General features: G+C 60.6%; 25 protein-coding genes. 13 read left to right on the top strand and 12 right to left on the bottom strand.

All coding sequences use genetic code 11. The features are described 5' to 3' along the window. Positions 1–18: 18 nt before the first annotated feature. From rpsP to HY36_RS04285, 6 genes are all read right to left on the bottom strand, one after another. Positions 19–450, bottom strand: coding sequence for a 30S ribosomal protein S16 (gene rpsP / locus HY36_RS18870; RefSeq protein WP_035548979.1), 432 nt, complete (start codon positions 448–450; stop codon positions 19–21). 41 nt (positions 451–491) lie between these two features. Beyond that, complete coding sequence (locus HY36_RS04265; protein WP_035548982.1) at positions 492–809, bottom strand: chorismate mutase; 318 nt, start codon at positions 807–809, stop codon at positions 492–494. After that, complete coding sequence (ffh, locus tag HY36_RS04270; RefSeq protein ID WP_035549069.1) at positions 806–2,278, bottom strand: signal recognition particle protein; 1,473 nt, start codon at positions 2,276–2,278, stop codon at positions 806–808. Before ffh ends, HY36_RS04265 begins: the two co-directional genes overlap by 4 nt. Positions 2,279–2,470: 192 nt before the next feature. Continuing rightward, entirely contained in the window at positions 2,471–3,073 is a 603-nt protein-coding gene (locus HY36_RS04275; RefSeq protein WP_035548986.1) for a GNAT family N-acetyltransferase, read from the bottom strand. Positions 3,074–3,161: 88 nt separating this feature from the next. Beyond that, positions 3,162–5,342 carry a prolyl oligopeptidase family serine peptidase gene (locus tag HY36_RS04280; protein WP_035549071.1) on the bottom strand — a complete coding sequence of 727 codons (2,181 nt, stop codon included), beginning with the start codon at positions 5,340–5,342 and terminating at the stop codon, positions 3,162–3,164. Positions 5,343–5,465: 123 nt separating this feature from the next. After that, positions 5,466–6,047, bottom strand: coding sequence for a hypothetical protein (locus HY36_RS04285; protein ID WP_035548989.1), 582 nt, complete (start codon positions 6,045–6,047; stop codon positions 5,466–5,468). A 132-nt stretch (positions 6,048–6,179) separates the two neighbouring features. Here HY36_RS04285 and HY36_RS17645 point away from each other — a divergent pair, with 132 nt between their 5' ends. From HY36_RS17645 to HY36_RS04300, 3 genes are read left to right on the top strand one after another with little or no spacing between them, the layout of a single operon-like run. Next, the gene (locus HY36_RS17645) at positions 6,180–7,322 is read left to right on the top strand and encodes an AGE family epimerase/isomerase (protein ID WP_051602498.1); all 1,143 of its coding nucleotides are present in this window, start codon (positions 6,180–6,182) and stop codon (positions 7,320–7,322) included. A 54-nt stretch (positions 7,323–7,376) separates the two neighbouring features. Then, positions 7,377–8,090: a 2,3-diphosphoglycerate-dependent phosphoglycerate mutase gene (gene gpmA, locus HY36_RS04295; protein WP_035548992.1), complete on the top strand. Its 714-nt coding sequence runs from the start codon at positions 7,377–7,379 to the stop codon at positions 8,088–8,090. Then, positions 8,087–8,542, top strand: coding sequence for a bifunctional diaminohydroxyphosphoribosylaminopyrimidine deaminase/5-amino-6-(5-phosphoribosylamino)uracil reductase RibD (locus HY36_RS04300; protein ID WP_035548994.1), 456 nt, complete (start codon positions 8,087–8,089; stop codon positions 8,540–8,542). The genes gpmA and HY36_RS04300 overlap by 4 nt, the downstream gene beginning before the upstream one ends. On the opposite strand, the gene HY36_RS04305 is transcribed toward HY36_RS04300, so the two are convergent. Continuing rightward, complete coding sequence (locus tag HY36_RS04305; protein ID WP_035548996.1) at positions 8,543–9,592, bottom strand: glycosyltransferase; 1,050 nt, start codon at positions 9,590–9,592, stop codon at positions 8,543–8,545. Between the two features lie 92 nt (positions 9,593–9,684). Between HY36_RS04305 and HY36_RS04310 the strand changes: the two genes are divergently transcribed. Next, complete coding sequence (locus tag HY36_RS04310; RefSeq protein ID WP_241764142.1) at positions 9,685–10,719, top strand: glutathione S-transferase family protein; 1,035 nt, start codon at positions 9,685–9,687, stop codon at positions 10,717–10,719. A 73-nt stretch (positions 10,720–10,792) separates the two neighbouring features. Here HY36_RS04310 and HY36_RS04315 read toward each other — a convergent pair whose 3' ends face one another. Then, on the bottom strand, positions 10,793–11,272 hold the full coding sequence (locus HY36_RS04315) for an Hsp20 family protein (RefSeq protein WP_035548999.1): 480 nt from the start codon (positions 11,270–11,272) through the stop codon (positions 10,793–10,795). Between the two features lie 197 nt (positions 11,273–11,469). On the opposite strand from HY36_RS04315, the gene HY36_RS04320 reads away from it, so the two are divergent. Next, positions 11,470–12,369 (top strand): class I SAM-dependent methyltransferase, encoded by a 900-nt coding sequence (locus HY36_RS04320; protein ID WP_035549001.1) that lies wholly within the window; start codon positions 11,470–11,472, stop codon positions 12,367–12,369. A gap of 89 nt (positions 12,370–12,458) precedes the next feature. Next, on the top strand, positions 12,459–13,073 hold the full coding sequence (locus tag HY36_RS04325) for a TIGR02466 family protein (RefSeq protein WP_035549004.1): 615 nt from the start codon (positions 12,459–12,461) through the stop codon (positions 13,071–13,073). A gap of 7 nt (positions 13,074–13,080) precedes the next feature. On the opposite strand, the gene HY36_RS04330 is transcribed toward HY36_RS04325, so the two are convergent. Next, positions 13,081–13,491, bottom strand: a complete 411-nt coding sequence (locus HY36_RS04330) for an MAPEG family protein (RefSeq protein WP_035549007.1) — start codon at positions 13,489–13,491, stop codon at positions 13,081–13,083. A 171-nt stretch (positions 13,492–13,662) separates the two neighbouring features. On the opposite strand from HY36_RS04330, the gene ppa reads away from it, so the two are divergent. Genes ppa through HY36_RS04345 form a run of 3 tightly spaced genes read left to right on the top strand, consistent with a single transcriptional unit; the run spans position 13,663 to position 16,009 of the window. Continuing rightward, positions 13,663–14,199 (top strand): inorganic diphosphatase, encoded by a 537-nt coding sequence (gene ppa / locus HY36_RS04335; protein WP_027839373.1) that lies wholly within the window; start codon positions 13,663–13,665, stop codon positions 14,197–14,199. 19 nt (positions 14,200–14,218) lie between these two features. Then, positions 14,219–15,385: a sialidase family protein gene (locus HY36_RS04340; RefSeq protein WP_051602501.1), complete on the top strand. Its 1,167-nt coding sequence runs from the start codon at positions 14,219–14,221 to the stop codon at positions 15,383–15,385. Continuing rightward, positions 15,386–16,009, top strand: a complete 624-nt coding sequence (locus HY36_RS04345; RefSeq protein WP_035549009.1) for a LysE family translocator — start codon at positions 15,386–15,388, stop codon at positions 16,007–16,009. Positions 16,010–16,021: 12 nt separating this feature from the next. Here the strand turns inward: HY36_RS04345 and HY36_RS04350 are convergent, their stop codons facing one another. Continuing rightward, positions 16,022–16,645 carry a carbonic anhydrase gene (locus HY36_RS04350; RefSeq protein WP_035549012.1) on the bottom strand — a complete coding sequence of 208 codons (624 nt, stop codon included), beginning with the start codon at positions 16,643–16,645 and terminating at the stop codon, positions 16,022–16,024. Between the two features lie 146 nt (positions 16,646–16,791). Between HY36_RS04350 and HY36_RS04355 the strand changes: the two genes are divergently transcribed. Both HY36_RS04355 and HY36_RS04360 read left to right on the top strand, forming a co-directional pair. Beyond that, the gene (locus tag HY36_RS04355) at positions 16,792–17,391 is read left to right on the top strand and encodes a TetR/AcrR family transcriptional regulator (protein WP_035549015.1); all 600 of its coding nucleotides are present in this window, start codon (positions 16,792–16,794) and stop codon (positions 17,389–17,391) included. Positions 17,392–17,447: 56 nt separating this feature from the next. Further along, positions 17,448–18,503 (top strand): acyltransferase family protein, encoded by a 1,056-nt coding sequence (locus tag HY36_RS04360; protein WP_035549017.1) that lies wholly within the window; start codon positions 17,448–17,450, stop codon positions 18,501–18,503. A 60-nt stretch (positions 18,504–18,563) separates the two neighbouring features. Here HY36_RS04360 and HY36_RS04365 read toward each other — a convergent pair whose 3' ends face one another. Further along, on the bottom strand, positions 18,564–19,112 hold the full coding sequence (locus tag HY36_RS04365) for a DUF1465 family protein (protein WP_035549018.1): 549 nt from the start codon (positions 19,110–19,112) through the stop codon (positions 18,564–18,566). Between the two features lie 62 nt (positions 19,113–19,174). Further along, entirely contained in the window at positions 19,175–19,360 is a 186-nt protein-coding gene (locus tag HY36_RS04370; RefSeq protein WP_035549021.1) for a DUF1192 domain-containing protein, read from the bottom strand. A gap of 91 nt (positions 19,361–19,451) precedes the next feature. Here HY36_RS04370 and HY36_RS04375 point away from each other — a divergent pair, with 91 nt between their 5' ends. Together HY36_RS04375 and HY36_RS04380 are read left to right on the top strand one after the other, a co-directional pair. After that, positions 19,452–20,429, top strand: coding sequence for an NAD(P)H-quinone oxidoreductase (locus HY36_RS04375; RefSeq protein ID WP_035549025.1), 978 nt, complete (start codon positions 19,452–19,454; stop codon positions 20,427–20,429). A gap of 134 nt (positions 20,430–20,563) precedes the next feature. Beyond that, positions 20,564–21,238, top strand: a complete 675-nt coding sequence (locus HY36_RS04380; protein ID WP_035549028.1) for a DUF1013 domain-containing protein — start codon at positions 20,564–20,566, stop codon at positions 21,236–21,238. Positions 21,239–21,671: the final 433 nt, after the last annotated feature.

Consider the following 21,671-nt stretch of genomic DNA (forward strand, 5'->3'; position numbering starts at 1 on the left):
GAGACTGGAAAGCCAGTCTTATTCCGAAGCCGCTTCCTCTGCCGGCGCTTCTTCAGCAGCCGGGGCTTCTTCTGCGGCAGCAGCAGCTTCAGCAGCGTCAGCCGCTTTCTGAGCTTTCTCTTCTGCGCGCTCTTTCGCTTTTTTGCCTGGCTCACCCTTGTTCGGGTTGTTGCCATGCTTCCACTCTACGAGTGGCTTGCCGTCAACTTCGATCTGGGACAGGAAGCGTGCAACACGCTCCGTCGGCTGAGCGCCTTTGCGCAGCCATTCGGAAGCTTTCTCGGCGTCGATCTGAACGCGGGCTTCGGAATCTTTCGGAAGGCGCGGATCATAGGAACCGATTTTCTCAACGAAGCGACCGTCGCGGGGGGCGCGGGCATCTGCGATGACAACGGAATAGAAAGGGCGTTTCTTGGACCCGCCACGGGCGAGTCGGATCTTGAGGGCCATGAGTGTATCTCCTGTAAGTCTGGCGTCTCGGGGTTCGTAGTCTAATCGTCGGTCTCGAGACCGCGAATTTGCTCATGATGGCGGATCACTTCCGCCACGATGAAATTCAAGAGCTTTTCGGCGAATGCCGGATCAAGCCCGCTCTCCTGTGCCAGTCGGCGCAGGCGATCAATCTGTTTTGCCTCGCGGTCTTTGTCCGCAGGCGGCATATTGTGGACGGCTTTCAGCTTGCCGACCTCCTGGGTCGCCTTGAAGCGCTCTGCCAGGGTATGGATGATAATCGCATCCAGATTGTCGATGCTGGAGCGCAACTTGGTCAGCTGCAGCAGGGCAAGTGCGTCGGTCGTGTCAGTGTTCATTTCTTCTTCCCTCCGCCGAGTCCCGGCAGTCCGCCCATGCCGGGCGGCAATCCGCCGCCGCCAAGGCCCGGCAGGCTGCCACCAGCGCCGCCCATCTTGGCAAGGTCAGCTGGCGACACGCCTGCGGCCTGCGCCATGTTCATCATGTTCTTCATGCCACCCTTGGTGCGCATCTTCTTCATCATGCCGGCCATCTGCTGGTGCATCTTCAGCACCTTGTTGACCTCTTGCACGGTGACGCCTGCACCCGCAGCAATCCGTTTACGGCGCGATGCATTTAGGATGGCAGGCTTGCGACGCTCTGCGCGCGTCATGGACAGGATGATCGCTTCCTGACGCTTCAGTACATTGTCGTCCAGATTGGCGGATTCCATTGCGGCCTTCGCCTTGCGGGCGCCAGGCAACATGCCCATCAGGCCGCCAAGGCCGCCCATGCGCTGCATCTGGCGGAACTGCTCCGCCATGTCTTCAAGGTCGAACTCGCCCTTGCGGAGTTTCTCCGCCATGCGCTCGGCCTTTTCGGCGTCCATCTGCTCGGCGGCTTTTTCGACCAGGGAGACGATGTCCCCCTGCCCCAGAATGCGGCCAGCAACACGCTTGGCATCGAAGGCGTCCAGCCCGTCCAGCTTTTCGCCAACGCCCATGAACTTGATCGGCAGGCCGGTGACGGCGCGCATGGAAAGCGCCGCACCGCCGCGGCCATCACCATCCATCCGCGTCAGGACAAGTCCTGTCAGCGGCAGGCGGGCATGGAAACGGCTGGCAGTTTCCACAGCATCCTGACCGGTCAGCGCATCGGCCACCAGAAGTGTTTCAGACGGGGTCGCGATATCCGCGATCTCCGCCACTTCATTCATCATCTGCTCGTCGATCGTCGTCCGACCGGCGGTGTCGAGGATGAGGACGTCATAGCCGGAGATCTTCGCGGCGTTCAGCGCGCGGCGGGCAATGTCTGCAGGCAGCTGGCCTTCGATGATCGGCAGCGCGCTGACATTCTCGTTACACTGGTCAGCCAGGATGGCCAGCTGTTCCATCGCTGCCGGGCGGCGCGTGTCGAGCGAGGCGAGCAGGACGCGCTTGCGGTCTTTCTCCGACAGGCGCTTGGCCAGCTTGCCGGTCGTCGTCGTCTTACCGGAACCCTGAAGACCCGCCATCATGATGATGGCTGGCGGGCTGTCGATGCGCAGGCTGGTGTCGGCTTCTTCGCCGCCGAGCATGTCGACCAGCGCGTCATAGACGATCTTGATGACCTGCTGGCCGGGCTTCACAGAGCGGATGACTTCCTCACCGACCGCGCGATTGCGCACGCCATCGATGAAGTCCTTCACGACAGGAAGCGCGACATCAGCCTCCAGAAGGGCAACACGGATTTCGCGCAGCGCCGCGTTCACGTCCTTTTCAGACAGTGCACCGCGGCCGGTCAGGCCGTCGAAAATTCCACCAAGGCGTTCGCTCAGCGTGTCGAACATCTTTGTCGCTCCTTTGCCGTTTGCCAGAGAGCCTGACATAGGCGATCAATTCCATTGCACAAAGCAGAAGTGCCCCGCTGAGCGACACTTCGCCGGGCGGGGGGCCTCGCTGACCTCACGGGATCAGTCAAAGCGCGCTTTTCAGAATTTGCGCAGATGTTCGCGCGCCTAAAGCATGCGGGGGGCGCCGCGTCAAGCGAGTTGCAGCGCCCGGACCCTGTCCCGCAAAACGCTGATCGCCGCCTTGATCTCTTCCCCCACCAGGCTGAGAACGACCATATTGGCCCAGCTGCCGCCAGCGGTGCGCATATAATTGCGGATCAGTCCTTCGCGTTGGGCGCCGATCTTGGTGAAGGAGCGAATGGCGCGCTCATTCCGTTCCGGCACGAAATAGGAGATCCGGCGAAACCGCGCCTCCTGTGCGCGCTCCAGCAATGCCAGTTGAGTTGCGGGCACAACGGCCGTGCCGCGATAGTTTTCAGGATGCCAGACAAAGCCGATTTCCAGCCGGCGATGCGTCCGCGAGACCCGCTCGAACGCGGCGAGGCCGGCAAACTCCCCGGTCGCCTTGTCCACCACGTAGAAGGGATAGAACGAGTCCGTGCCCTTAAGGTCCAGGCTGTGATCCAAATAGGCTTCAAGACTGGTACCAGTGGGCATGACGGGCATCCATTCCCACATGGATTCAGCCACTTCGGTCGCCAGCACAGTCGGCTTGTGCTCCGCCGTGAGAATCTCCAGGCGAACCACATCATTCTCCGGGGCCGGGTTGGAGAGGTTCATAATCTGGATCATTAGGGCGAAGGCCCGGCATGGCAAGAAAAACCATACCGGGCCTATAAAGTTCTATTTCGGCACTCAAAACCCAGTTCCAATTTGGAATTTATTGGGATTCTTCGCTGTCGAACAGTTGACGCGCCAGATAGGTGAACTCCAACGCAGACCGTTTTGCCCGTGCCTTCTGGTTCGCCGCAGCCGAATGCCCCCCATCGATATTCTCATAGTAGAAAAAGGGCAGCCCGGCCGCTTCGAATTTCGCCGCCATCTTGCGTGCATGCCCCGGATGCACACGATCGTCCTTGGTGGAGGTCACAAAGAACGGCACCGGGTAATCCTTGGACGCGTCAAAATTCTGGTAGGGTGAAATCGTCTCAAGGAAGGCACGCTCTTCCGGAATGTCCGGCGACCCATACTCATCTACCCAGGAGGCGCCCGCCAGCAGCAGGTGATACCTCATCATGTCCAGCAGTGGCACCTGAACGACAACGGCATTCCAGAGATCCGGGCGCTGGTTCAGCATAACGCCCATAAGCAAGCCGCCATTCGAGCCACCCATGATGCCGAGATGCTCAGGAGACGTAACGCCGCGCGCCACCAGGTCTTCCCCGACAGAAATGAAGTCATCATAGATGCGCTGGCGGTTCTGCTTCAGGCCCGCCTGGTGCCAGGCCGGACCGAACTCGCCGCCGCCACGAATATTGGCCAGTACATATGCCCCACCTTTCTCCAGCCAGAGCCGTCCGGCCACCGGGCTATAGGATGGGTTCATCGACACCTGAAAACCGCCATAGGCATAGAGCAGCGTCGGTGTGCTGCCGTCCAGCGGCATGTCTTTCTTGCTGACAAGGAAGTACGGGACCTTTGTGCCATCCTTCGACGTCGCAAAATGCTGCGTCACCTTCAGGTCGCTGGCATCGAATTTCGGCGGCAGGCTTTTCAGCGTGACGACATCTCCCGTCGTCGCATTATAGGACAGCAGTGAGTCTGGCGTCAGGAAGTCTTCGTAATTGATGAAGACTGTTTCTTCCTCGTCGCTGGCGAACGCGATGCTTGCCTGCCCCGCGCCCGGCAGTTCGACTGCAGACAATGTCCAGCCATCGGCGCCCGCCTCGGCGCGCATCACCTTGCCAACCGCCGTATCGCTGACCCCCAGCAGAAGCGCGCCCTTGGCGACAGATACGCCTTCAAGGGCCTGTGTTTCGCTCGGATGGAAGACAAGTGACACAGGCGGCAAAGCCCGCGACTCGAGAAATGCATCAAGATCGAACGCGACCAGATCGCCAGATTTGAACGTCGCCTCCTGCCCCTCAGGCGCCCAGTCTTCCTGCAACGTCACAAGCAACTGACCCTGATATACACCGTACAGGGACGCCTTGGCCGGAACAGGGATTTGAACCGGGTCGCTCTCGTTTTCCGGGAACCACCAATAGCGCGTCGTGAAGAAGGTGTCGGCCTGTGAGGCGCCTTGCAGGACACGGCCATCTTCAAGCTGCAGCGTCATGGGCCACACGCCCACATCATCCGTCTCGCCACGGATCAGTTCTTCTGCTGTGTCCAGATCTGTCCCGCGCTGCCAACGCTTGACGATGAAGGGATACCCGGAATCAGTCAGCGTGCCCTCGCCCCAATCGGTCGCGATCAACAGCGTATCAGGACCCGCCCAGGCTCCGCCCTGCTTGGCTTCGGGTGTGACAAAGCCATCTTCAATGAAGGTCTTCGTGGTCAGGTCAAACTCGCGGCGGATGATGGCATCCTTGCCGCCATTCGACAGCGACACCATGCATTTGTAGCCTTCATCGCTGCCTTTCGGACGGAAACAGTCTGCGCCCTTGAAGACCCAGTTCTTGTCTTCCTCTTCGGCCAGCTTGTCGAAATCGAGAACGGTTTCCCAGTCCGGTGCATCGCTGGCGTAACTGTCCAGCGTCGTGCGCCGCCACAGGCCGCGCACATTTGTGTCATCCTGCCAGAAATTGTAGACCATCCCGTCACGGATAGATCCGTAGGGAATGCGTTCTGCCGAGGTCAGCGCCTCGATCGCGGCCGCCTCGTTTTCGGCATAGGCCGGATCGGCTTCCAGCGTGGCAAGCGACCGATCATTCTGTTGAGTGACCCAGGCCAGCGCCTCCTCCCCTTCAACCTCTTCCATCCAGAGATAAGGGTCTTGGGCCGCCGCCTCGGAGGCCTGCGAAGATGGTGTGGAATCTGCCAAGGAAGTCTCCGATGGGGTTTGGGTTTCACAGGCCGCAAAGGCCAGGATGCTGATTGCAGCCAGATAGGTACGCATGATGTCTCCGAACAAGGGATGAGGTCTGCTGCAATAAATGTAACAGATGAACGAATTTTCCAGCGATCACCCTATCGAGACAGAAATTTCCTTCACCGCGACCAAACGGCGCGCAGATACGCCCTAATCAAGACGCTCGAAGACAATGCTTTCCACCAGCAAGGCGCGGGTTTTCTCCGGCACAACCGGACGGATGGCGAAGTAATCAAACGCCTGGTCGCCGATGTGATCCGGCACAATGTACTCAAAGCTGAAATCCTGAAATTCCGGCTCCAGATCGAATGTCTGCCAGCCGGAATCGCCATCCCGCCCGACGGAATAGATCAGCTTGGCCTGCATCGCGCCGCGCTGGTCTGCCGGACGCATACGCACCGTGCTGCGAATGCGGCGCCCGGAAAACTGCACTTCAAGATCACTGGCCAGCTGAAAATGCGGGCCCTCTTCCGGTTCTGGCCCGAGCATGCCAGCCTGAGCCTCTATAAAGAGCAGATAATCGCCATCTCCGTCTCGGACGAGTTCCGTCGTGGCGTCGCCACCAGCCACAACCTTGTTCAGGAAGGCGCCTTCGATCGTAATCTGGTCGTAATTGACCCCGTCTCCTGTCACCGATCCATCCGGCAGGCGACCAAAGGCAGGCCAGATGGCGAGCAGCACCATTCCGACCAGAAGCAACAAGGCCAGTGGGAAAAAGATCCGATCTTTCATCAGGCAGGGCACTCTTTCACAGTTGGGCCGCGTACACCGCTAGCCACGGACAAGCACTCCTGTTAGCAGGAAGCCGGGCGGTTTGGCGAGCCGTTGACGCTGCTTTGCATGAAATAAACGGGGGCGAGTTCCATGTCGAAATCGGCATTGCGACGCCGGGCGAAAGAAGCCCGCCACTGGCTGTTCGACGCATGTTTCCCGCTCTGGAGCGAACGCGGCCTGAACGAGAGCGGCCTGTTTGTTGACGCCCTCTCGCTGGATCACACACCTCTGGCTGGCGACACAGTTCTCGTCAGCACGCAGGCGCGCCAGACTTCCGTATTCGCACAAGCCGGGCGTCTCGGCTGGAAACCCGACACGGCGAGAGATCTGGTCGAAGACGGTGTGCGGACGCTCAGCGGTCTGGCGCGACGCGACGATGGCCTGATCGGGCGCGCCCTGCTTGCAGACGCCAGCGCACTTTCCGACCAGACGCCGTACCTTGGAGACCTCGCCGCCAGTTTGCATGCGCTTGCCCTGTCGAGTGAGATGCTCGAAGATGGCAGCGGCGTGATTGCGTCCGTCCGCGCGCTGCTGGATTCGCTCGACCGACGGATGAAAGATCGCACCAATGGCGGCTATGCCGAAATGCTGCCCATGATGGCCACACGCCAACAGGCGCCACACATGCGGCTGCTGGAGGCGTGCCTGGCCCTGCAGCGCGCCGACCCGGAAGGCGATCATCTGGCCCGCGCATCCGATCTGGTCACCCTGTTCCACGAGAAATTCACCGCAGGGCCTGGCGGCCTGCTCGGCGAGGAATTCGGCCCGGACTGGAGTGCGCCAGAAGGCGACCCGGCCCGGTTGGTTGCGCCGTCTCACCAATTCCAATGGGTCTGGTTGCTGGGCGCATTTGCGAGCGCGCAATCTGAATCGATGGCCCCCATTGCCGGACGCCTCTACAGTTTCGCCACCGGCACGCTGGACGAGGAAGGGCGCACCCTGCAACAGGTCAGCCGTGACGGCGGGGCACAGGATTCCGGCCGGCAGACCAGCGCGCAGACCGAGGCCCTGAGAGCCCACCTCACCATGCTGGAAATGACGGATGACGACGCCGTTGCCGCAGCCGCCTGCACCAGCTTCGACATCCTGATGGACGAACACCTGACGCCTGAAGGCGGCTGGATCGATGCCTATGATGGTGATGGCCATATCATCTCCAACTCGATGCCCGCCGCGACAGGGCATGACGTGGTCCGCGCATTTTCAGAGCTGATACGCGTGATGAACGCTTGAAACTGACCGGTTTTGCCGTGAAAAGGGGCGGAAACCGATCAGAAGGAAGTTTTCATGCCCAAACTCGCGCTCGTCCGTCATGGCCAGTCCGAATGGAATTTGCAGAACCGTTTCACGGGTTGGTGGGATGCCGACCTGACCGAGAAGGGCGAAGCGGAAGCAAAGAAATCCGGAGAATTGCTGAAAGCGTGCGACGCCGATTTCCGCGCCGCCTTCACCAGCGTCCAGACCCGCGCCATTCGCACATTGTGGCTGGCGCTGACGGAAATGGGCCGTGTGTGGCTGCCAGTGACCAAGCATTGGCGCCTGAATGAGCGCCACTATGGCGGCCTGACAGGGCTCGACAAGGCTGAGACCGCCGCCAAGCATGGCGATGACCAAGTCCATATCTGGCGCCGGTCCTACGACATCCCGCCCCCACCCCTGGAAGCCGGCAGCGAGTTCGATCTGGCCAGCGACCCGCGCTACAAGGGCATCGATATTCCGAACACCGAAAGCCTGAAGCTGACACTGGAACGCGTCCTGCCCTATTGGGAAGAGGCGATCACGCCGGTCCTGAAGTCCGGCACGGATGTTGTCATCGCCGCGCATGGCAACTCGCTCCGCGCTCTGGTGAAGCATTTGTTCGATGTCGCCGATGAGTCCATCACCGGGATTGAGATACCGACCGGTAACCCGCTCTACATTGAGCTGGATGACAATCTGAAGCCAATCTCCGTTCGCTATCTGGATGCAGATCGCGGCAAACCGCTGCCTGAACTTCCATGAGCCTGCGCTCGTCCCGTCGTCGCGACCGTCGCATGATGGGACGGGCCCACACCCTCGCCCGGCTCAATCAGGGCCTGACCGGGGTAAACCCGTCGGTCGGCTGTATCATCCTTGACCGCGACGGCCACATTGTCGGCGCCGGCGTCACCGGTCTTGGCGGACGGCCCCATGCCGAAGAAGTCGCGCTGGATGAAGCCGGGGCGCGCGCGCATGGCGGCACCGCCTATGTTACGCTGGAGCCGTGCCGGTCGCGCTCACAGGGCAACAAATCCTGCTCTGTAAAACTGATGGAAGCCGGCATTGCGCGCGTTGTGTGCGCCATTGAGGATCCGCACCCGGTCGCCAATGGCGGGATTCGGGCCCTGCGCGACGCGGGCATTCAGGTGCAAATCGGGCTGGGCCAGCGCGAGAGCCAGCGACTCTACCGGAAATTCTTCGAAAGCATCCTCTGATCAGCCGCCGAAGGGTCCGGCGTGCGCGATGATCTTTTCATAGAACGCAACCGAATCCCGCTGGAACGCGGCCTTGTTGAATTGCTGCTCGTAAGACGCACGGCCCCCTTCGACCAGTTTTGCCGCAAGCGCCTTGTCAGAGATCACACGGCTGAGCGCATTGGCCAGCGCATCGACATCATTCTTCGGAATCAGCAGCCCGTTCACTTCATCCTTCACATAGGCCGCCGGACCAACGGCGTCCGCCGCCACCAGGGGACGAGACGCGGCCCAGGCATCTACCGTCACCGTACCGAACGGTTCATAGCGTGAGGGGAAGGCCACCACATCACAGGCAGCGAGCAGCGCGCCGCGATCATTCCGCCATCCGAGGAAGCGCACCCGGTCATCCAGGCCGAGCTTGGTGCACTGCGCCTTCAGCTCTGCTTCGATCGGCCCGTCGCCCGCGATCCAGACATACAAGCCCGGCACCTTGGCCGTGGCGTCCAGCAGCGTGTCGAGGCCCTTCTTCTCGTGCAGGCGGGCCAGTGCGAGGGCGACAGGTGCGTCCTCTGGCGTATCCAGCGCCGCGCGGCTTGCCGGATCTGCGCCTTCGAAATCGGCATAGGTGTGAATAATGGCAGACCGGTCATCCGGCACGCCCTGCTCGCGGATATGGCGCAGCAGATCAATCGTAAGGCCGACATGCCATTCACAATTCACGAAACGGGCGAGCTTGTAATAGCCGCCATACCAGCCGATCGACCGGCTGCGATATTCCTTTGGCGCGAACTGCCCGGCGCGGCCCATCCAGTATTCGATCACATCCGGCTTGAACGCCTTGATCGCATCGCCGATCACGCGGCGCGTCGGGAAAGGCCAGGTATTGTTGAAAGCGGCCACATCGACGCCAATTCCGGCTTCACGAAATTTCTGCACGCGGAACTGGTTGTCCGGCCGTGTCACGACATGCTGGTTCAGCCCGGCTTCCGCCAGTGCCAGCACGGATTCCAGCATGATGTTTTCCGCGCCGCCCTCTTTCGCGCCCGCCATCACGTGCATGATCCGCATCTGCCGTTCCTTTCAAACTGAACCATTACCTGCCTCAGCGCATACCCATTATCACAAGCTGCGGCAAACGCTCCTTGGCAGTGGGGGATGAAATGCCTACAGACAGGGCCGAACACAATGAAAGCCGCATGATCATGTCCGACTACCGCCTCTTTGGCGCCGATACCTCGCCCTACTCCCAGAAAGTCCGCGCCTTCCTGCGTTACAAGAATGTGGACTTCGACTGGGTGGCGCGCTCGCGCGAGAATGAGGAAGAGTTCCAGGCACTGGCACAGGTTGCGACCGTACCCTTGCTGATCTCTCCTACGCGCCCGGCCAATCAGGACTCCACGGCGATCATTTCGGGCCTTGAGGCAGACCATCCAGAACCAAGCGCCGTGCCGGATGAGGTTGCGACCTCCATGCTGGCCCTGCTGCTGGAAGACTATGCGGATGAGTGGCTGAACAAGACCATGTTCCAGGAACGCTGGGGTCAGAAGCCTGACCGCGAAGATGCCGCTCTGCGCGTGTTGGTACAGCTTTATGGCGGCAAGCGCCCCCGCGCTTACAAGAAAGCCCGCGACCAGATTGCCGAACGTATGGCAGACCGGCTGAAGCTGGTCGGCGCGAATGAAAGCAATGCGGACATTCTCAAAGCCTCGTTCGAGCGCTTCTCAACGCTGCTGAACGCTCATTTGAAAGAACATCTCTACATTTTCGGTGGTCGTCCGTCTGCGGCAGACTTTGCGCTCTACGCGCAATTCCAGCAGATGATGATGGACAAGACCCCTGCCAAATGGCTGACCGAACACGCCCCGTTTATCGTCGCCTGGATCGAGAACATGGAAGATCCAAAGCCGGGCGCGCCGTTCGCCTCGCTTGAGGCGCTGGCGCCGACGCTGGCACCGATCTTCGCAGACGAGCTTTGCAAGACCTACCTGCCCTGGGCAAAAGCCAATTCAAAAGCGGCCGAGCGCGGCGACAAGGATGTGTCAGCCTCTGTGGAAGGTGGCACGTTCGAACAGTCGACACAAAACTACGCCGCCGCTGCATATGATTCCGTCCGCAAGGCGCTGGGCTCCGCGATGGAAGACGAAGCGCTGAAGACTTTCCTGAAAGACGCAGGCTGCGCGCGCTTTTTCGGTTAGGCCGGGGCCCCATCCAAGGAAAAACGGCGCGCCCAAATGGACGCGCCGTTTCTGTTTCACGCAATGACCGCGCTTAGGCGGCGTTGCTGGAGGCTTTCTTGCCGATCAGTTTCGGTTCGCTCTTTGCAGGCGCGCCGATCTCGATCTTGCGGGGCTTCTTCTCTTCCGGCAGTTCGCGGATCAGGTCGATGCGCAGAACGCCGTGCTGGAGGTTTGCACCGGTCACGATGACATGGTCTGCCAGCTGGTACCGGCGAATGAAGCTGCGCTGGGCAATGCCGCGATGGAGATAATTACGGCCTTCGCCGTCTTCGCTCTCGCCGCGTTTGCCGGCAACGGTCAGCAGGCCTTCCTTGGTTTCGATTTCGAGGTCGTCTTCGGTGAAGCCGGCGACCGCGATCTCGATGGCGAAGGCATTGTCGTCAACGCGCTCGATATTGTACGGCGGATAGCCCTGCGAGCCGTCGAGGCGGGATGCCTGATCGATCATGCTGGCAAGACGGTCAAAGCCGACAACTGTGCGGTAAAGGGGGGTAAGGTCGATATTGCTCATAGGTTCAGTCCTCTGGTTCAAGCAACTGCGGGCCACCCTTTCGGGGAGCGCCCGGATGGATATTCGGCACCTGCGACAGTCCAACCCGAATTCGGCGTTGGCACAGAAACCGGTCACGACCCGATTGTCGGCATCGTGACACAGACTATGTGGGTAGCCTAAGAAGAGGTTCAAGAGGCCTGTTTAGGAGAGACCCTGTGAAGCCAATCACCCCGATTTTCGCCCTGTCCGCGCTGGTTCTGGCCGCCTGTGGCCAGCCTGACGCCCCTGCAACAGAAACAGCGCAGCCTGCCACACCGCCGGTCGAGACGACCGCGACAGAGACCACACCGCTTGAGGCCGCCATCGCTGGCGCGCATCGCAGCGACGAGGAAAAGGCCCGCGATGCCTGGCGCAATCCAAAGGAAACGCTGGAATTCTTCGGCGTGGAGGCCGATGACAAAGTGGTCGAGCTGTGGCCGGGCGGTGGCTGGTACACCAACATCCTCGCGCCGTATCTGGCGAGCGGGAATGGCACGCTGGTCGCGGCTTATTTCGATCCGAATGTGGGCGATGAAGACCGCCGCGCCCGCATCGCGGAACGCCTCGCAGAATTCAAGGCAAATTATGAAGACCCGAAATTCGGTACGATTGAATACAGCGCCTTTTCCGCCGAAAGCGGCCCGCTGACCGAAGAAGGCACAGCCGATGTCGTGCTGACCTTCCGCAATCTGCACAATTGGATGGGCGGCGGCTACACCGACAAATTCTTCACCGACGCCTATGCGGCCCTGAAGCCGGGCGGCGTGTTGGGTGTGGTCGAGCACCGCCTGCCCTCCACCGATACACAGGACCCGACCGGTGCGTCCGGCTATGTCCACGAAGACTATGTGAAATCACTCGCAGAAGCGGCCGGATTTGAATTTTCCGCGTCCAGCGAGATCAACGCCAATCCGGCCGATACGGCTGATCACCCGTTTGGCGTGTGGACCCTGCCCCCGGTCAGCGCGACATCTGACCGTGAAGGCAGCACGCCGGAAGACTTTGACGCAGAGGCCTATGCTGCCATCGGCGAAAGCGACCGCATGACCCTGAAATTCGTGAAACCCGCCGAATAGGGCGACGAACACACACGACAGAGCCCGCTGCCCTTTCCGGGGTGGCGGGCTCTTTCTTTTGGCCCCTGCGCCGCCTAAAGGTGCGCGTCATGACGACACGATCCCTCTTCCCGACCCTGATCCGCACCGAGTCTCTCGGCGCCGCAGACCTTGCGACGCGCCTGGAACATGTTTGCTGGGTGCTGGCAGAGGATGATCAGGCCGGCAATGAGTGGTGCGAGAAACAGGGCTATGGCGGCTACACCTCCTATGCTTCGCTGGATGATCTGCCAGAGCGGTTTCCGGAGTTTGCTGAGCTGAAAGCGCTGCTGGACCCGATAGCCGCATCATTCGCCGAGGAATTGCTCTGGGACATGGCCGGTCTGTCCCTTCAGCTCGATGCGATCTGGGTGAACATTCTTGAGCCCGATTTCGGTCATTCGAACCACATCCACCCCGGCAGCGTGATTTCGGGCACGTTCTATGTCGCGATTCCGGACGGGGCGGCGCGGTTGAAACTGGAAGATCCGCGCCTCTCGCGCATGATGGCGGCACCACAATTGCGCGATGATGTCCCCGAAGACCGGCAGCGCTTCGTCTATCTGGCGCCCGAAGCCGGACAGGCCATCATGTGGGAAAGCTGGCTGCGCCACGAAGTCCCTCCCAATATGGGGGAGGAACCGCGTGTTTCGATCAGCTTCAACTATGCCCTGAAGCGGGCCTGACCGGCGATTACAGCGCTTTTCCAATCACCATGATCGCCAGCGCCAGCCCGCCAACATAGGTGACAAGCGCGCCCAACGCTTTCAACGGATGCGGCTTTTCCAGCGTTGCGCAGACCAGGAAACCGAGCGCGTGCAGAATGCGCGACAGGGTGATGAGCACCACCAGGCCGGTGACGGTGAGCCCGAGATCGCGCCCCGCATAGGCAAAGCCGGTCACCACAAAAAGCCCGATCAGAAGCGCGGCATATTCAGCGGCATTTCCATGCGCCCGCTCGGCTTTCATCATCGGCCCGGTCGGGTCTGTTGCCGCCCCATAGGCGATGGTTTTCGTGCGTCCCCGCGTGATCGAAACCCAGAAGCCCAGCAACAGGGTCAGGATGACCAGCGCTGCGCTGCACAGGATAAGGATTGAATGCATTTGGTGTACCTCCCAGGCGGGAGAGTAACCCCATTTGGGCTAGTGGGAAGCATTCAGGCACAAAACCTGCTTAACCCTTTCGCGTCATTGCTGCTCTTGACGCAATCGGTTTGAGGCGTCATCGCCACCCGACACCGTATTTCAACCTTCCAGCCAGATGCGAGCCGTCTTATGGACCTTTCCAAAATCAAAACCGGTAACAACCCGCCGGACGACATCAACGTGCTCATCGAGGTCCCGCTCGGCGGCGACCCGATCAAATACGAGATCGACAAGGATTCCGGCGCGATGTTCGTGGATCGCTATCTCTATACCGAGATGCGCTATCCCTGTAATTACGGGTTCGTCCCGCACACGCTGAGCCTGGATGGCGACCCGATCGACGTGATGGTTGTCGGCAACCGCCCGCTTGTGCCGGGTTCCGTCGTGCGCGCCCGCCCGGTTGGCGTCCTCATGATGACAGACGACAAGGGCCCGGATGAGAAGATCCTCGCCGTGCCACACAACAAGCTGACGTCTTACTATGACAAGATCGCGACCTATCACGACCTGCCACAGACGCTGATCGACAAGACCGCCCACTTCTTCGAGCACTACAAGGACCTCGAAAAAGGCAAGTGGACCCGGATCGAAGGCTGGTATGGCATCGAGAAGGCTCGCGAGTTGATCGAAGCTGCCGTGAAGCGCGGCCAGGAAGAAGGCGCCTGATCGCAGCGGCGGGATGCAAATGCTTGAACGTCTGTTCGCACTTTGCCTGATCCTGCCGCTTTTTGCCTGCACGCAATTACAAGACCGGCCGTCGGCGCTCCATGCACCGGCGGCCGATCTGTTTGACACCTCATCGCCCGATCTCGGCCTGTCTCCCCTGCCCGGCGCAGAGACGATCACCGTTTTCCGGCCTGGCCCCGGAACTGACCAGTTCAGCAATGGCGCCGTACCCATTGCCTTCAAGGGGCGCGTTTTCGTTCAATGGCAGAGCTCGGCCCGCGATGAAGACGCCCCGGACACATGGGTTGCCTATTCAATCAGTGCCGATAATGGCGATCATTGGAGCGCGCCGCGCCCCCTGACCACACCATCTGACGGCGAGGAAATCCGCTCCAGCGGCGGATGGTGGACCGATGGCGAAACGCTCGTTGCATTCCTCAATGTCTGGCCGGAAGGTTTCCACAAACGCACAGGCGGCTACACCGCCTATCGCCTCAGCCAGGACGGCGAAACCTGGACCGAGCCACGCCCCGTGCTCGGCGCAGATGGTACACCGGTAAATGGCGTCATCGAGCAGGATCCGCACCTGTATGATGGCCGCCTGCACACGGCGTTTCATGTCCGCCCCGGCATTCGCGCACGGCCCTTTTATACAGACGATCCGCTTGGATTGACGGGATGGCAGGCAGGCGCGTTCGAGAACCTTCCCTCAGACCCGCCCATGAGCCGGGAACTGGAGCCCAGCCTGTTCCAGCGCGGCGACTGTCTTGTCATGGTTTTCCGCGATCAGGCCTCAAGCTTTCGCCAACTGGCATCGGAAAGCTGTGACCGTGGAAAGAGTTGGAGTCGTCCGCAGCTGACAGGCATGGCGGATGCGCGCACGAAACAGAGTGCAGGCAATTTGCCGGATGGCACTGCGTTTCTTGTTCATGCGCCGAATGACGACAAATTGCGCATTCCCCTCGTCCTGTCGCTGTCAGAAGATGGCCACATATTCGACCGCGCCTTTCTGCTGCGCGGCGCGGATGATCTGCAGCCCCTGCGCACCGAGGGCCTCTACAAGCGGCCGGGCTACCACTACCCAAAAAGCTGGGTCGCGAGCGAATACCTCTTCATTGCCTATACGGCCAACAAGGAAGACGTCGACCTGACCCGCATTCCCCTTTCCGCGCTGGAGGCGCGCTGAATGGATCTGTCAGTCTGGTTTGCGCTGATGGCGCTGTTCTTCGCGGGCGGCCTTACCCCCGGCCCGGCTGTCATGATGGTGATGAGCGCATCGCTGCGCTACGGCGCGCCAACCGCTTTGATCCCTGCCGCGGGCGTGTCAGCCGCCAATCTTGTCTGGATCGCGCTGGCCGCGACGGGGATTGCCGCATTTGCCGCGCAAGCGCCGCTGGTTTTGTTGGTGCTGAAACTGGCGGGTATCTGCTTCATCGCCTGGCTCGCCTGGACGATGGCGACCGCAGACCCGCACCGACCCCGCGCCCGCGCAGACCAGGCGCCGGCAAAATCCAACCTGTTTGGTCGCGGCGTTGGCCTGCAATTGCTGAATCCGAACGCGCTCGTCTTCTTCGGGCTGTTGTTGCCCAGCTATTTCGATGCCGACCGGCCGGTTGTGCCACAGGCCTTGTTGATCATGGCCACCGTAACCGTCACTGAAATGTTCGGGCTCGCCTTCTATGCGTGGCTGGCGGACGCGATGAACCGCAAGTTTCAATCACCCGCTTTCACGCGATGGTTCAATCGGCTCGCCGCGCTGGCCATGCTCGTCTCAGCCCTGTTCGCCGCCATCATGACCACGAACACCTGACGACACATCGAATCAGGGCTGAATCACTTCGAATCGGCCCGTTTTCGCGTTTCGCCAGTGAAGTTCGCCATGCTTGATGGCAAACCAGGCGCCATGCAGTTCCAGCTCTCCGGCCTCGACAGCACGCTTCACGAACGGGAATGACATCAAATTCTCGATTGAGGATTCAATGCCTTCCAGTTCCAGCGCGAATTGCGGGTTCACCGAACCGCTGTCGACCACGCGGTCCCGGGCATCTTTCAACAGTCGGACCCAAGGCGTCACAAACTCACCAATTTCCGGAGTCCCCTCCCCGGCCAGCGAGGCTGCCACACCGCCGCATCCGCCATGCCCCATGACCACCACATGCTCCACCTTCAGAACATTGACCGCATATTCCAGCGCAGCGCTGACACCGTGCAAGCCGCCATCCGGTTGATAGGGCGGCACGAGATTGGCAACGTTGCGCACAACGAACAATTGCCCCGGAGCGGCGTTGAAAATGTCAGAGGGGTCTGCGCGGCTATCGGCGCAGGCGATCATCATGAAACTTGGGCTTTGCCCTTCGCCAAGCTCCCGATAGAGCGCGGCCTGCTCGGAATATGTTCCACGACGAAAGCGACGATATCCTTCGAGTAGTTCTTCAACCGATTTCATGAATCAACTCCTGTACAATCGATGCATTGACTAGTGCATATTGTCTGGGCGGCAAGAGAAAACGGGAGTTTGTTTACCACTTCGCCCTTATGTTAGCGGTCTGAAGGCTGTAGAAATCACAGCGTCCCACAAATCTGGAGTTGTTCATGCCCACGCCTACGGAGACCAGAAAGTCTTCCCGGAAGGGGCCGACGCGCAGCGAAGCGTCCAAGGCCGCCATTCTGGACGCAACCCGCACAGAAATGGCCGAGAATGGCTGGCGGGGGTTCAGCGTCGACGCCGTGGCCAAACGGGCGAGTGCCTCCAAACAGACCATCTACAAATGGTGGCCCTCCATTGGGGCCATGTGTGTCGATGCCTGCCTTGCGTTGATCCCGGACAGCCCGGACGGAGGACGCGACCCGCAGGAGCGGATCACGGCACTGATCGTGCCCTTGGAAGCCGCCGCCCGCACTGGCGCGGGCCATGCCGTCTTGCGCGTCGCGCTCTCTGCTGCTGCGGACGACAAGGATGCGGGTGAGCTGTGGCGCGCCTGGATGAACCGCGACATCCGTATGCCAATGCGCATGCTGTTGGCGGAATTGGCCGGAAAACGCGTGATTCGTCGCGAATTCGACCTTGATGAGGCGATTGAAGAGATGCTCGGGCCGCTCTGGCATCGCATCATGGTGATGAAAGCGCCCGTCCGCGAAGGCTTTTGCAGCGCGCAAGCGGCTGGCTTCCTGAAAGTGTACGCCGCAAGCTGAATTCCCTGATGGCGCGAGAATTGCAGTGACGTTTCCAAACAGATTGGAAACGTAACATGTCCAATACGCCCTCGAAATGGGTCGATTATTCGACCGGCCTCTGCATTGCCCTGTTTGTAGTAACGCAATCCGTCCTGGCCATCGCTCCCCTTTCCGGCGGTGCAAGCTGGGCTCATCTCGTAGGGGCGTGGTCGGTTCCGATTGCCCTGCCAGTATTGTTCGCGATAGCTGGCATGCACCTGCCGCGCACGCTGTTCGGTTCGAAATCGACCTTTTTCGACCGGAAAGTGCTCAGATTCGTCTACTTCTATCTGGTCTGGATGGTTTTGCAGACCGTGGCGCTCCATATCATCGGCGCAGGCCCGCAAGGCTCTGGCCTTCTGGAAAGCCTCGCCCTTGGATTGGTGCAACCCGTTGCCGGACTGTGGATACTGCCACTTCTGGCCATGTTCGGTCTCGTCACATGGTTGGTGAGACTGCTGAAACCATCGAGAATCCTGTTGATCGCGGCATTGCTGCAAATCGCACATGCTGCCGGACTGGTTCAGACCGGCGCGCTCCTGATCGACGGCTTCGCGCAATATTTCGTGTTCTTCTTTGCTGGCTATCAGGGCGCGGGCCTGATGCGACAGTTCGCAACGCGCCTGCACAAGCGCACATCGGACGTCAGCTCGGCCATCGCAATCTGGGCTGCCATCAACACCACGCTCGTCATTCAGGGCACGGCCACCCTGCCCGTGATCAGCCTGATCCTCGGACTGGCCGGCACAGTTTCCCTCATAGCGCTGGGCGTATTGCTGGCGCAGTCAGAGCGCCTTCAAGTGCTGCATCATATGGGGCGCAACCATCTTGTGATCTATACGGGCTATTTCGTGCCCCTCGCGCTCGCGCAGGGCTTCCTGAGCGCCAGCAGCTTTGCGCCAGAGCCCGGTCTGACCAGTCTTGCCATTGCCATTGCCGGTATAACCGGCCCGCTTGCCCTGTATGGCCTGCTGCGCAGCACACCGCTCAAGGTATTTTACCGGCGTCCGAAGCGCTTCCGCCTCAAGGGCGCAGATGCGCCGCGCGGACAGTTGATCGGCCAGTCCTACGACACGGCCGAAGAAGTCTGATCTGATTGGGAAGTACTCGTAGCGCACAGGGGCATACCAGTCGGTTGGCCCTGCCGGGTCTTACTTGGCGCGATGCCAGACCATCAGGGGATCAAACGCCCCGTTCTCTGCCGCGCGCTGAAGCTGGTTGATCTGGTCGATCACCGGATTTGGTATCTCAGCCGCCATCGACTGCCCATATAGCGCATCGTCCAGACGGCAGATCTGTTCGAACAGCGCCTCTGAGCGGGTGACCAGGTCCAGGAAGCGCTCCGGCATGCCCAGCCCCTGCTGGGCGGCCGCATCCAGCGCAGGTTCTTCGCGGGAAATCCGGTATTTGCGGGCCGCTGCCTCTTCGCGGCGCATTTCACCGTCGCGAACCGCTTTCTGCATGACCAGCCAGCTCGCCGCCTGCATCAGGCGCGTGGTCAGCTCCATGCTCCAGGCCGAATAGGTCAGGCCGGGCTCGCGGGGCAGCGTTTTGGCTGCTTCACGTCCAGGGCCATCCAGATAGGTCGCGGTTTCCTCGACAAGCGCCATGCCCCGCGCGAAAACCGTATCGAACAGCTTTCCGCCGGTGAACGCATCCTTGGAACCCGATTGGTCGTCTCGAGACGTATCTACCGCCATGAATCCTACCCCTATTCGCTGGCCGGAAATTTGGACTTTATCAATCCAGTCTTTCCGCCCACTTAATCGCCGCCCCCGAACAGGGCATCCGCTGCAGATTTCTGAGCCTTCTTCTTCTCGATCTCTGCTTCACAGGCCGCAATGCCTGCTTTCAGCGTCTCGATGCGGTCATGCAATTCCTGCACCGACATCTGCTCCAGCGTCTGGGGCGTGTTGACGAGGATCGGCTCTTCATCGAATGCGGCCATGGGGCGCGTCCTCCAATTCGTGCTACAGGCCATATCAAAGCAGAAACGCTGACCCGATGCGACTCTCGATTCAGGAAGGAAACACACGACAATGGCGACAGACATGATGAAGGCGGTGATTGCCGAAGACGGACAGCCCCTGACCCTTGGAGACTTTGAAAAGCCCATGCTGAATCCTGGCGAGGTGCTGGTGAAAGTGGCGGCCTCCGGGCTGAACCGCGCCGATCTCGTCCAGCGCCGCGGCGCCTATCCACCCCCCAAGGGCGCCTCTCCGATCATGGGCCTCGAAATCTCCGGCACGATTGTCGACACCGGCGAAGGCGTCAGCCGCTTCAAGACCGGCGACCGCGTCGCTGCCCTGCTTGCTGGCGGCGGCTATGCCGAATATGCCGCCGTGGACGAAGGCTCGCTTTTCCCAGTGCCAGACGGCATGGACATGGTTAACGCCGTCTGCTTCCCGGAAGCGCTGATGACGGTCTGGGCCAACGTGTTCGATCGCGTGAATCTCAAATCCGGCGAAGCATTCCTCTGTCATGGCGGCACCAGCGGCATCGGTGTCATGGCGCTGCAAATGGCCAGGCTGGCGGGCGCCTCCAAGATCTACGCCACCGCAGGATCAGAGGAGAAATGCACGCTGGCGAAAGAACTCGGCGCAGACCGCGCGATCAACTACAAGACCGAGGATTTCGAGACGGTCATCAAGGAAGATGGCGGCGTCGACGTCACGCTCGACATGGTCGGCGGTGACTATATCCAGAAGAACATCTCGGTTTCGAAACCCGACGGGCGCATCATCAACATCGCTTATATGAACGGCTTCACGGCAGAACTGAATTTCGCCCCGGTCCTGATGAAGCGCCTCACCCTCGCCGCCACCACGCTGCGCGCCCGACCGGTAGACGAGAAGCGCCGCATCCGCGACGCGGTGGAGAAGGATTTCTGGCCACACGTCGTATCGGGCAAGATCCGGCCCGTTCTGGAACAGGCCTTTCCCGTCGCAGACGCCGAAGACGCGCAAGCCTTGATGGCCAAAGGCGGCCACTCCGGCAAGATTGTGCTGGTCTGGTGAGCCATGCGGCTTTCAATTTGTCGGACAAGACATTATAAGGTTCCCAAGGTTTAAGGCACGTCCGAACCCGACCGCCCGGCACGATGTGTCGGGCGGCTGCATTTCTGGCGGCCATTTCATTCAGGGAGATCCCCATGTCCGATATTCTGATGCCAAAGGCGACGGCCGTCTGGCTGCTCGACAATACCAGCCTCACCTTCAACCAGATCGCGGCGTTCTGCGGCCTTCACTATCTGGAAGTCAAAGGCATCGCCGATGGTGATGTAGCCGAAAACATGCGCGGCGTGGACCCGATTGCCGGCGGCATGCTGTCCCGCGAGGAAATCCGCCGCGGCGAGGAAGATGACGGCTACACGCTGAAAAAAGCGGCCTCCAAGATCGCCCATATTCCACAGCCAAAGCGCAAGGGCAGCCGCTACACGCCGGTTATCCGCCGTCAGGACAAGCCGGACGCCGTGGCCTGGTTCATTCGCAACCACCCGGAAGTCTCCGATGCGCAAATCTCCAAACTGATCGGCACCACCAAGTCGACCATCAACAATGTGCGCGACAAGAGCCACTGGAATTCGGCCAATATCCGCCCGGTTGACCCGGTGACGCTGGGCCTGTGCACACAAATCGAGCTGGACGAAGTGATCGCGAAGTCCGCTGACAAGCGTCGCAAGCTGGAAGCGGAAAAAGCCGAGAAATTCGAAGGCCCCGGCCTCGCCCCGGCCCAGGATGACGCCGCGGCCTATGAGTCAGACGACAGCGACAGCACGTCCAATGACGATGTGTCCGCCGACGACATCTTCAAGAATTTCAGCTAGGCTCCGCCTGGCAGACCCAAACCATAAAGGCCGGCCACTGAGCTGGCCTTTTTTGTTGGGGGCAACTTGTCCCTGTCCATGTCTGCCTCGCCGGAAAGGCGACGTGTGTGGATTAGGGTTTGCCCTCTCCTCCCGCAGGCCCCTGCGCAGGCAGGGGCCCATCTTTGAAAGTTCGTCTCTCGCCAGTTCATCCTTCGACTTCGCTCAGGATGAGTCTGGTCTTTGCTGCATGTCCGGAGCGCTCATGCTGAGCGGGGCCTGCCCCGGTGAAGGCCGGGGTCGAAGCACGGGCGCGGGCTCTGCGCCCTAACGGCGGGAGGCCCCGGCATGCGCCGGGGAGGCGGTGTTTGGCGGCCTGTGCGCCTCCCCCAATCCGTCTGATAGCCTCCCACCCCATACTCACCTCCTGCCCTCACGGGAGCCGGATCAGGTG

This window comes from Hyphomonas atlantica corrig. (genome assembly GCF_000682715.1).
GTDB lineage: Bacteria > Pseudomonadota > Alphaproteobacteria > Caulobacterales > Hyphomonadaceae > Hyphomonas > Hyphomonas atlantica.

What these genes read in the sequence shown, in the direction of transcription:
- HY36_RS04360 (WP_035549017.1), top strand. Translation starts at nt 17,448, where the DNA reads ATGTCCAATACGCCCTCGAAATGGGTCGATTATTCGACCGGCCTCTGC.
- HY36_RS04280 (WP_035549071.1), bottom strand. Translation starts at nt 5,342, where the DNA reads ATGCGTACCTATCTGGCTGCAATCAGCATCCTGGCCTTTGCGGCCTGT.
- HY36_RS17645 (WP_051602498.1), top strand. Translation starts at nt 6,180, where the DNA reads ATGTCGAAATCGGCATTGCGACGCCGGGCGAAAGAAGCCCGCCACTGG.
- HY36_RS04310 (WP_241764142.1), top strand. Translation starts at nt 9,685, where the DNA reads ATGCCTACAGACAGGGCCGAACACAATGAAAGCCGCATGATCATGTCC.
- HY36_RS04375 (WP_035549025.1), top strand. Translation starts at nt 19,452, where the DNA reads ATGGCGACAGACATGATGAAGGCGGTGATTGCCGAAGACGGACAGCCC.
- ppa (WP_027839373.1), top strand. Translation starts at nt 13,663, where the DNA reads ATGGACCTTTCCAAAATCAAAACCGGTAACAACCCGCCGGACGACATC.
- HY36_RS04365 (WP_035549018.1), bottom strand. Translation starts at nt 19,112, where the DNA reads ATGGCGGTAGATACGTCTCGAGACGACCAATCGGGTTCCAAGGATGCG.
- HY36_RS04325 (WP_035549004.1), top strand. Translation starts at nt 12,459, where the DNA reads ATGACGACACGATCCCTCTTCCCGACCCTGATCCGCACCGAGTCTCTC.
- ffh (WP_035549069.1), bottom strand. Translation starts at nt 2,278, where the DNA reads ATGTTCGACACGCTGAGCGAACGCCTTGGTGGAATTTTCGACGGCCTG.
- HY36_RS04315 (WP_035548999.1), bottom strand. Translation starts at nt 11,272, where the DNA reads ATGAGCAATATCGACCTTACCCCCCTTTACCGCACAGTTGTCGGCTTT.
- HY36_RS04350 (WP_035549012.1), bottom strand. Translation starts at nt 16,645, where the DNA reads ATGAAATCGGTTGAAGAACTACTCGAAGGATATCGTCGCTTTCGTCGT.
- rpsP (WP_035548979.1), bottom strand. Translation starts at nt 450, where the DNA reads ATGGCCCTCAAGATCCGACTCGCCCGTGGCGGGTCCAAGAAACGCCCT.
- HY36_RS04370 (WP_035549021.1), bottom strand. Translation starts at nt 19,360, where the DNA reads ATGGCCGCATTCGATGAAGAGCCGATCCTCGTCAACACGCCCCAGACG.
- HY36_RS04300 (WP_035548994.1), top strand. Translation starts at nt 8,087, where the DNA reads ATGAGCCTGCGCTCGTCCCGTCGTCGCGACCGTCGCATGATGGGACGG.
- HY36_RS04265 (WP_035548982.1), bottom strand. Translation starts at nt 809, where the DNA reads ATGAACACTGACACGACCGACGCACTTGCCCTGCTGCAGCTGACCAAG.
- HY36_RS04380 (WP_035549028.1), top strand. Translation starts at nt 20,564, where the DNA reads ATGTCCGATATTCTGATGCCAAAGGCGACGGCCGTCTGGCTGCTCGAC.
- HY36_RS04340 (WP_051602501.1), top strand. Translation starts at nt 14,219, where the DNA reads ATGCTTGAACGTCTGTTCGCACTTTGCCTGATCCTGCCGCTTTTTGCC.
- gpmA (WP_035548992.1), top strand. Translation starts at nt 7,377, where the DNA reads ATGCCCAAACTCGCGCTCGTCCGTCATGGCCAGTCCGAATGGAATTTG.
- HY36_RS04330 (WP_035549007.1), bottom strand. Translation starts at nt 13,491, where the DNA reads ATGCATTCAATCCTTATCCTGTGCAGCGCAGCGCTGGTCATCCTGACC.
- HY36_RS04275 (WP_035548986.1), bottom strand. Translation starts at nt 3,073, where the DNA reads ATGATCCAGATTATGAACCTCTCCAACCCGGCCCCGGAGAATGATGTG.
- HY36_RS04285 (WP_035548989.1), bottom strand. Translation starts at nt 6,047, where the DNA reads ATGAAAGATCGGATCTTTTTCCCACTGGCCTTGTTGCTTCTGGTCGGA.
- HY36_RS04345 (WP_035549009.1), top strand. Translation starts at nt 15,386, where the DNA reads ATGGATCTGTCAGTCTGGTTTGCGCTGATGGCGCTGTTCTTCGCGGGC.
- HY36_RS04355 (WP_035549015.1), top strand. Translation starts at nt 16,792, where the DNA reads ATGCCCACGCCTACGGAGACCAGAAAGTCTTCCCGGAAGGGGCCGACG.
- HY36_RS04305 (WP_035548996.1), bottom strand. Translation starts at nt 9,592, where the DNA reads ATGCGGATCATGCACGTGATGGCGGGCGCGAAAGAGGGCGGCGCGGAA.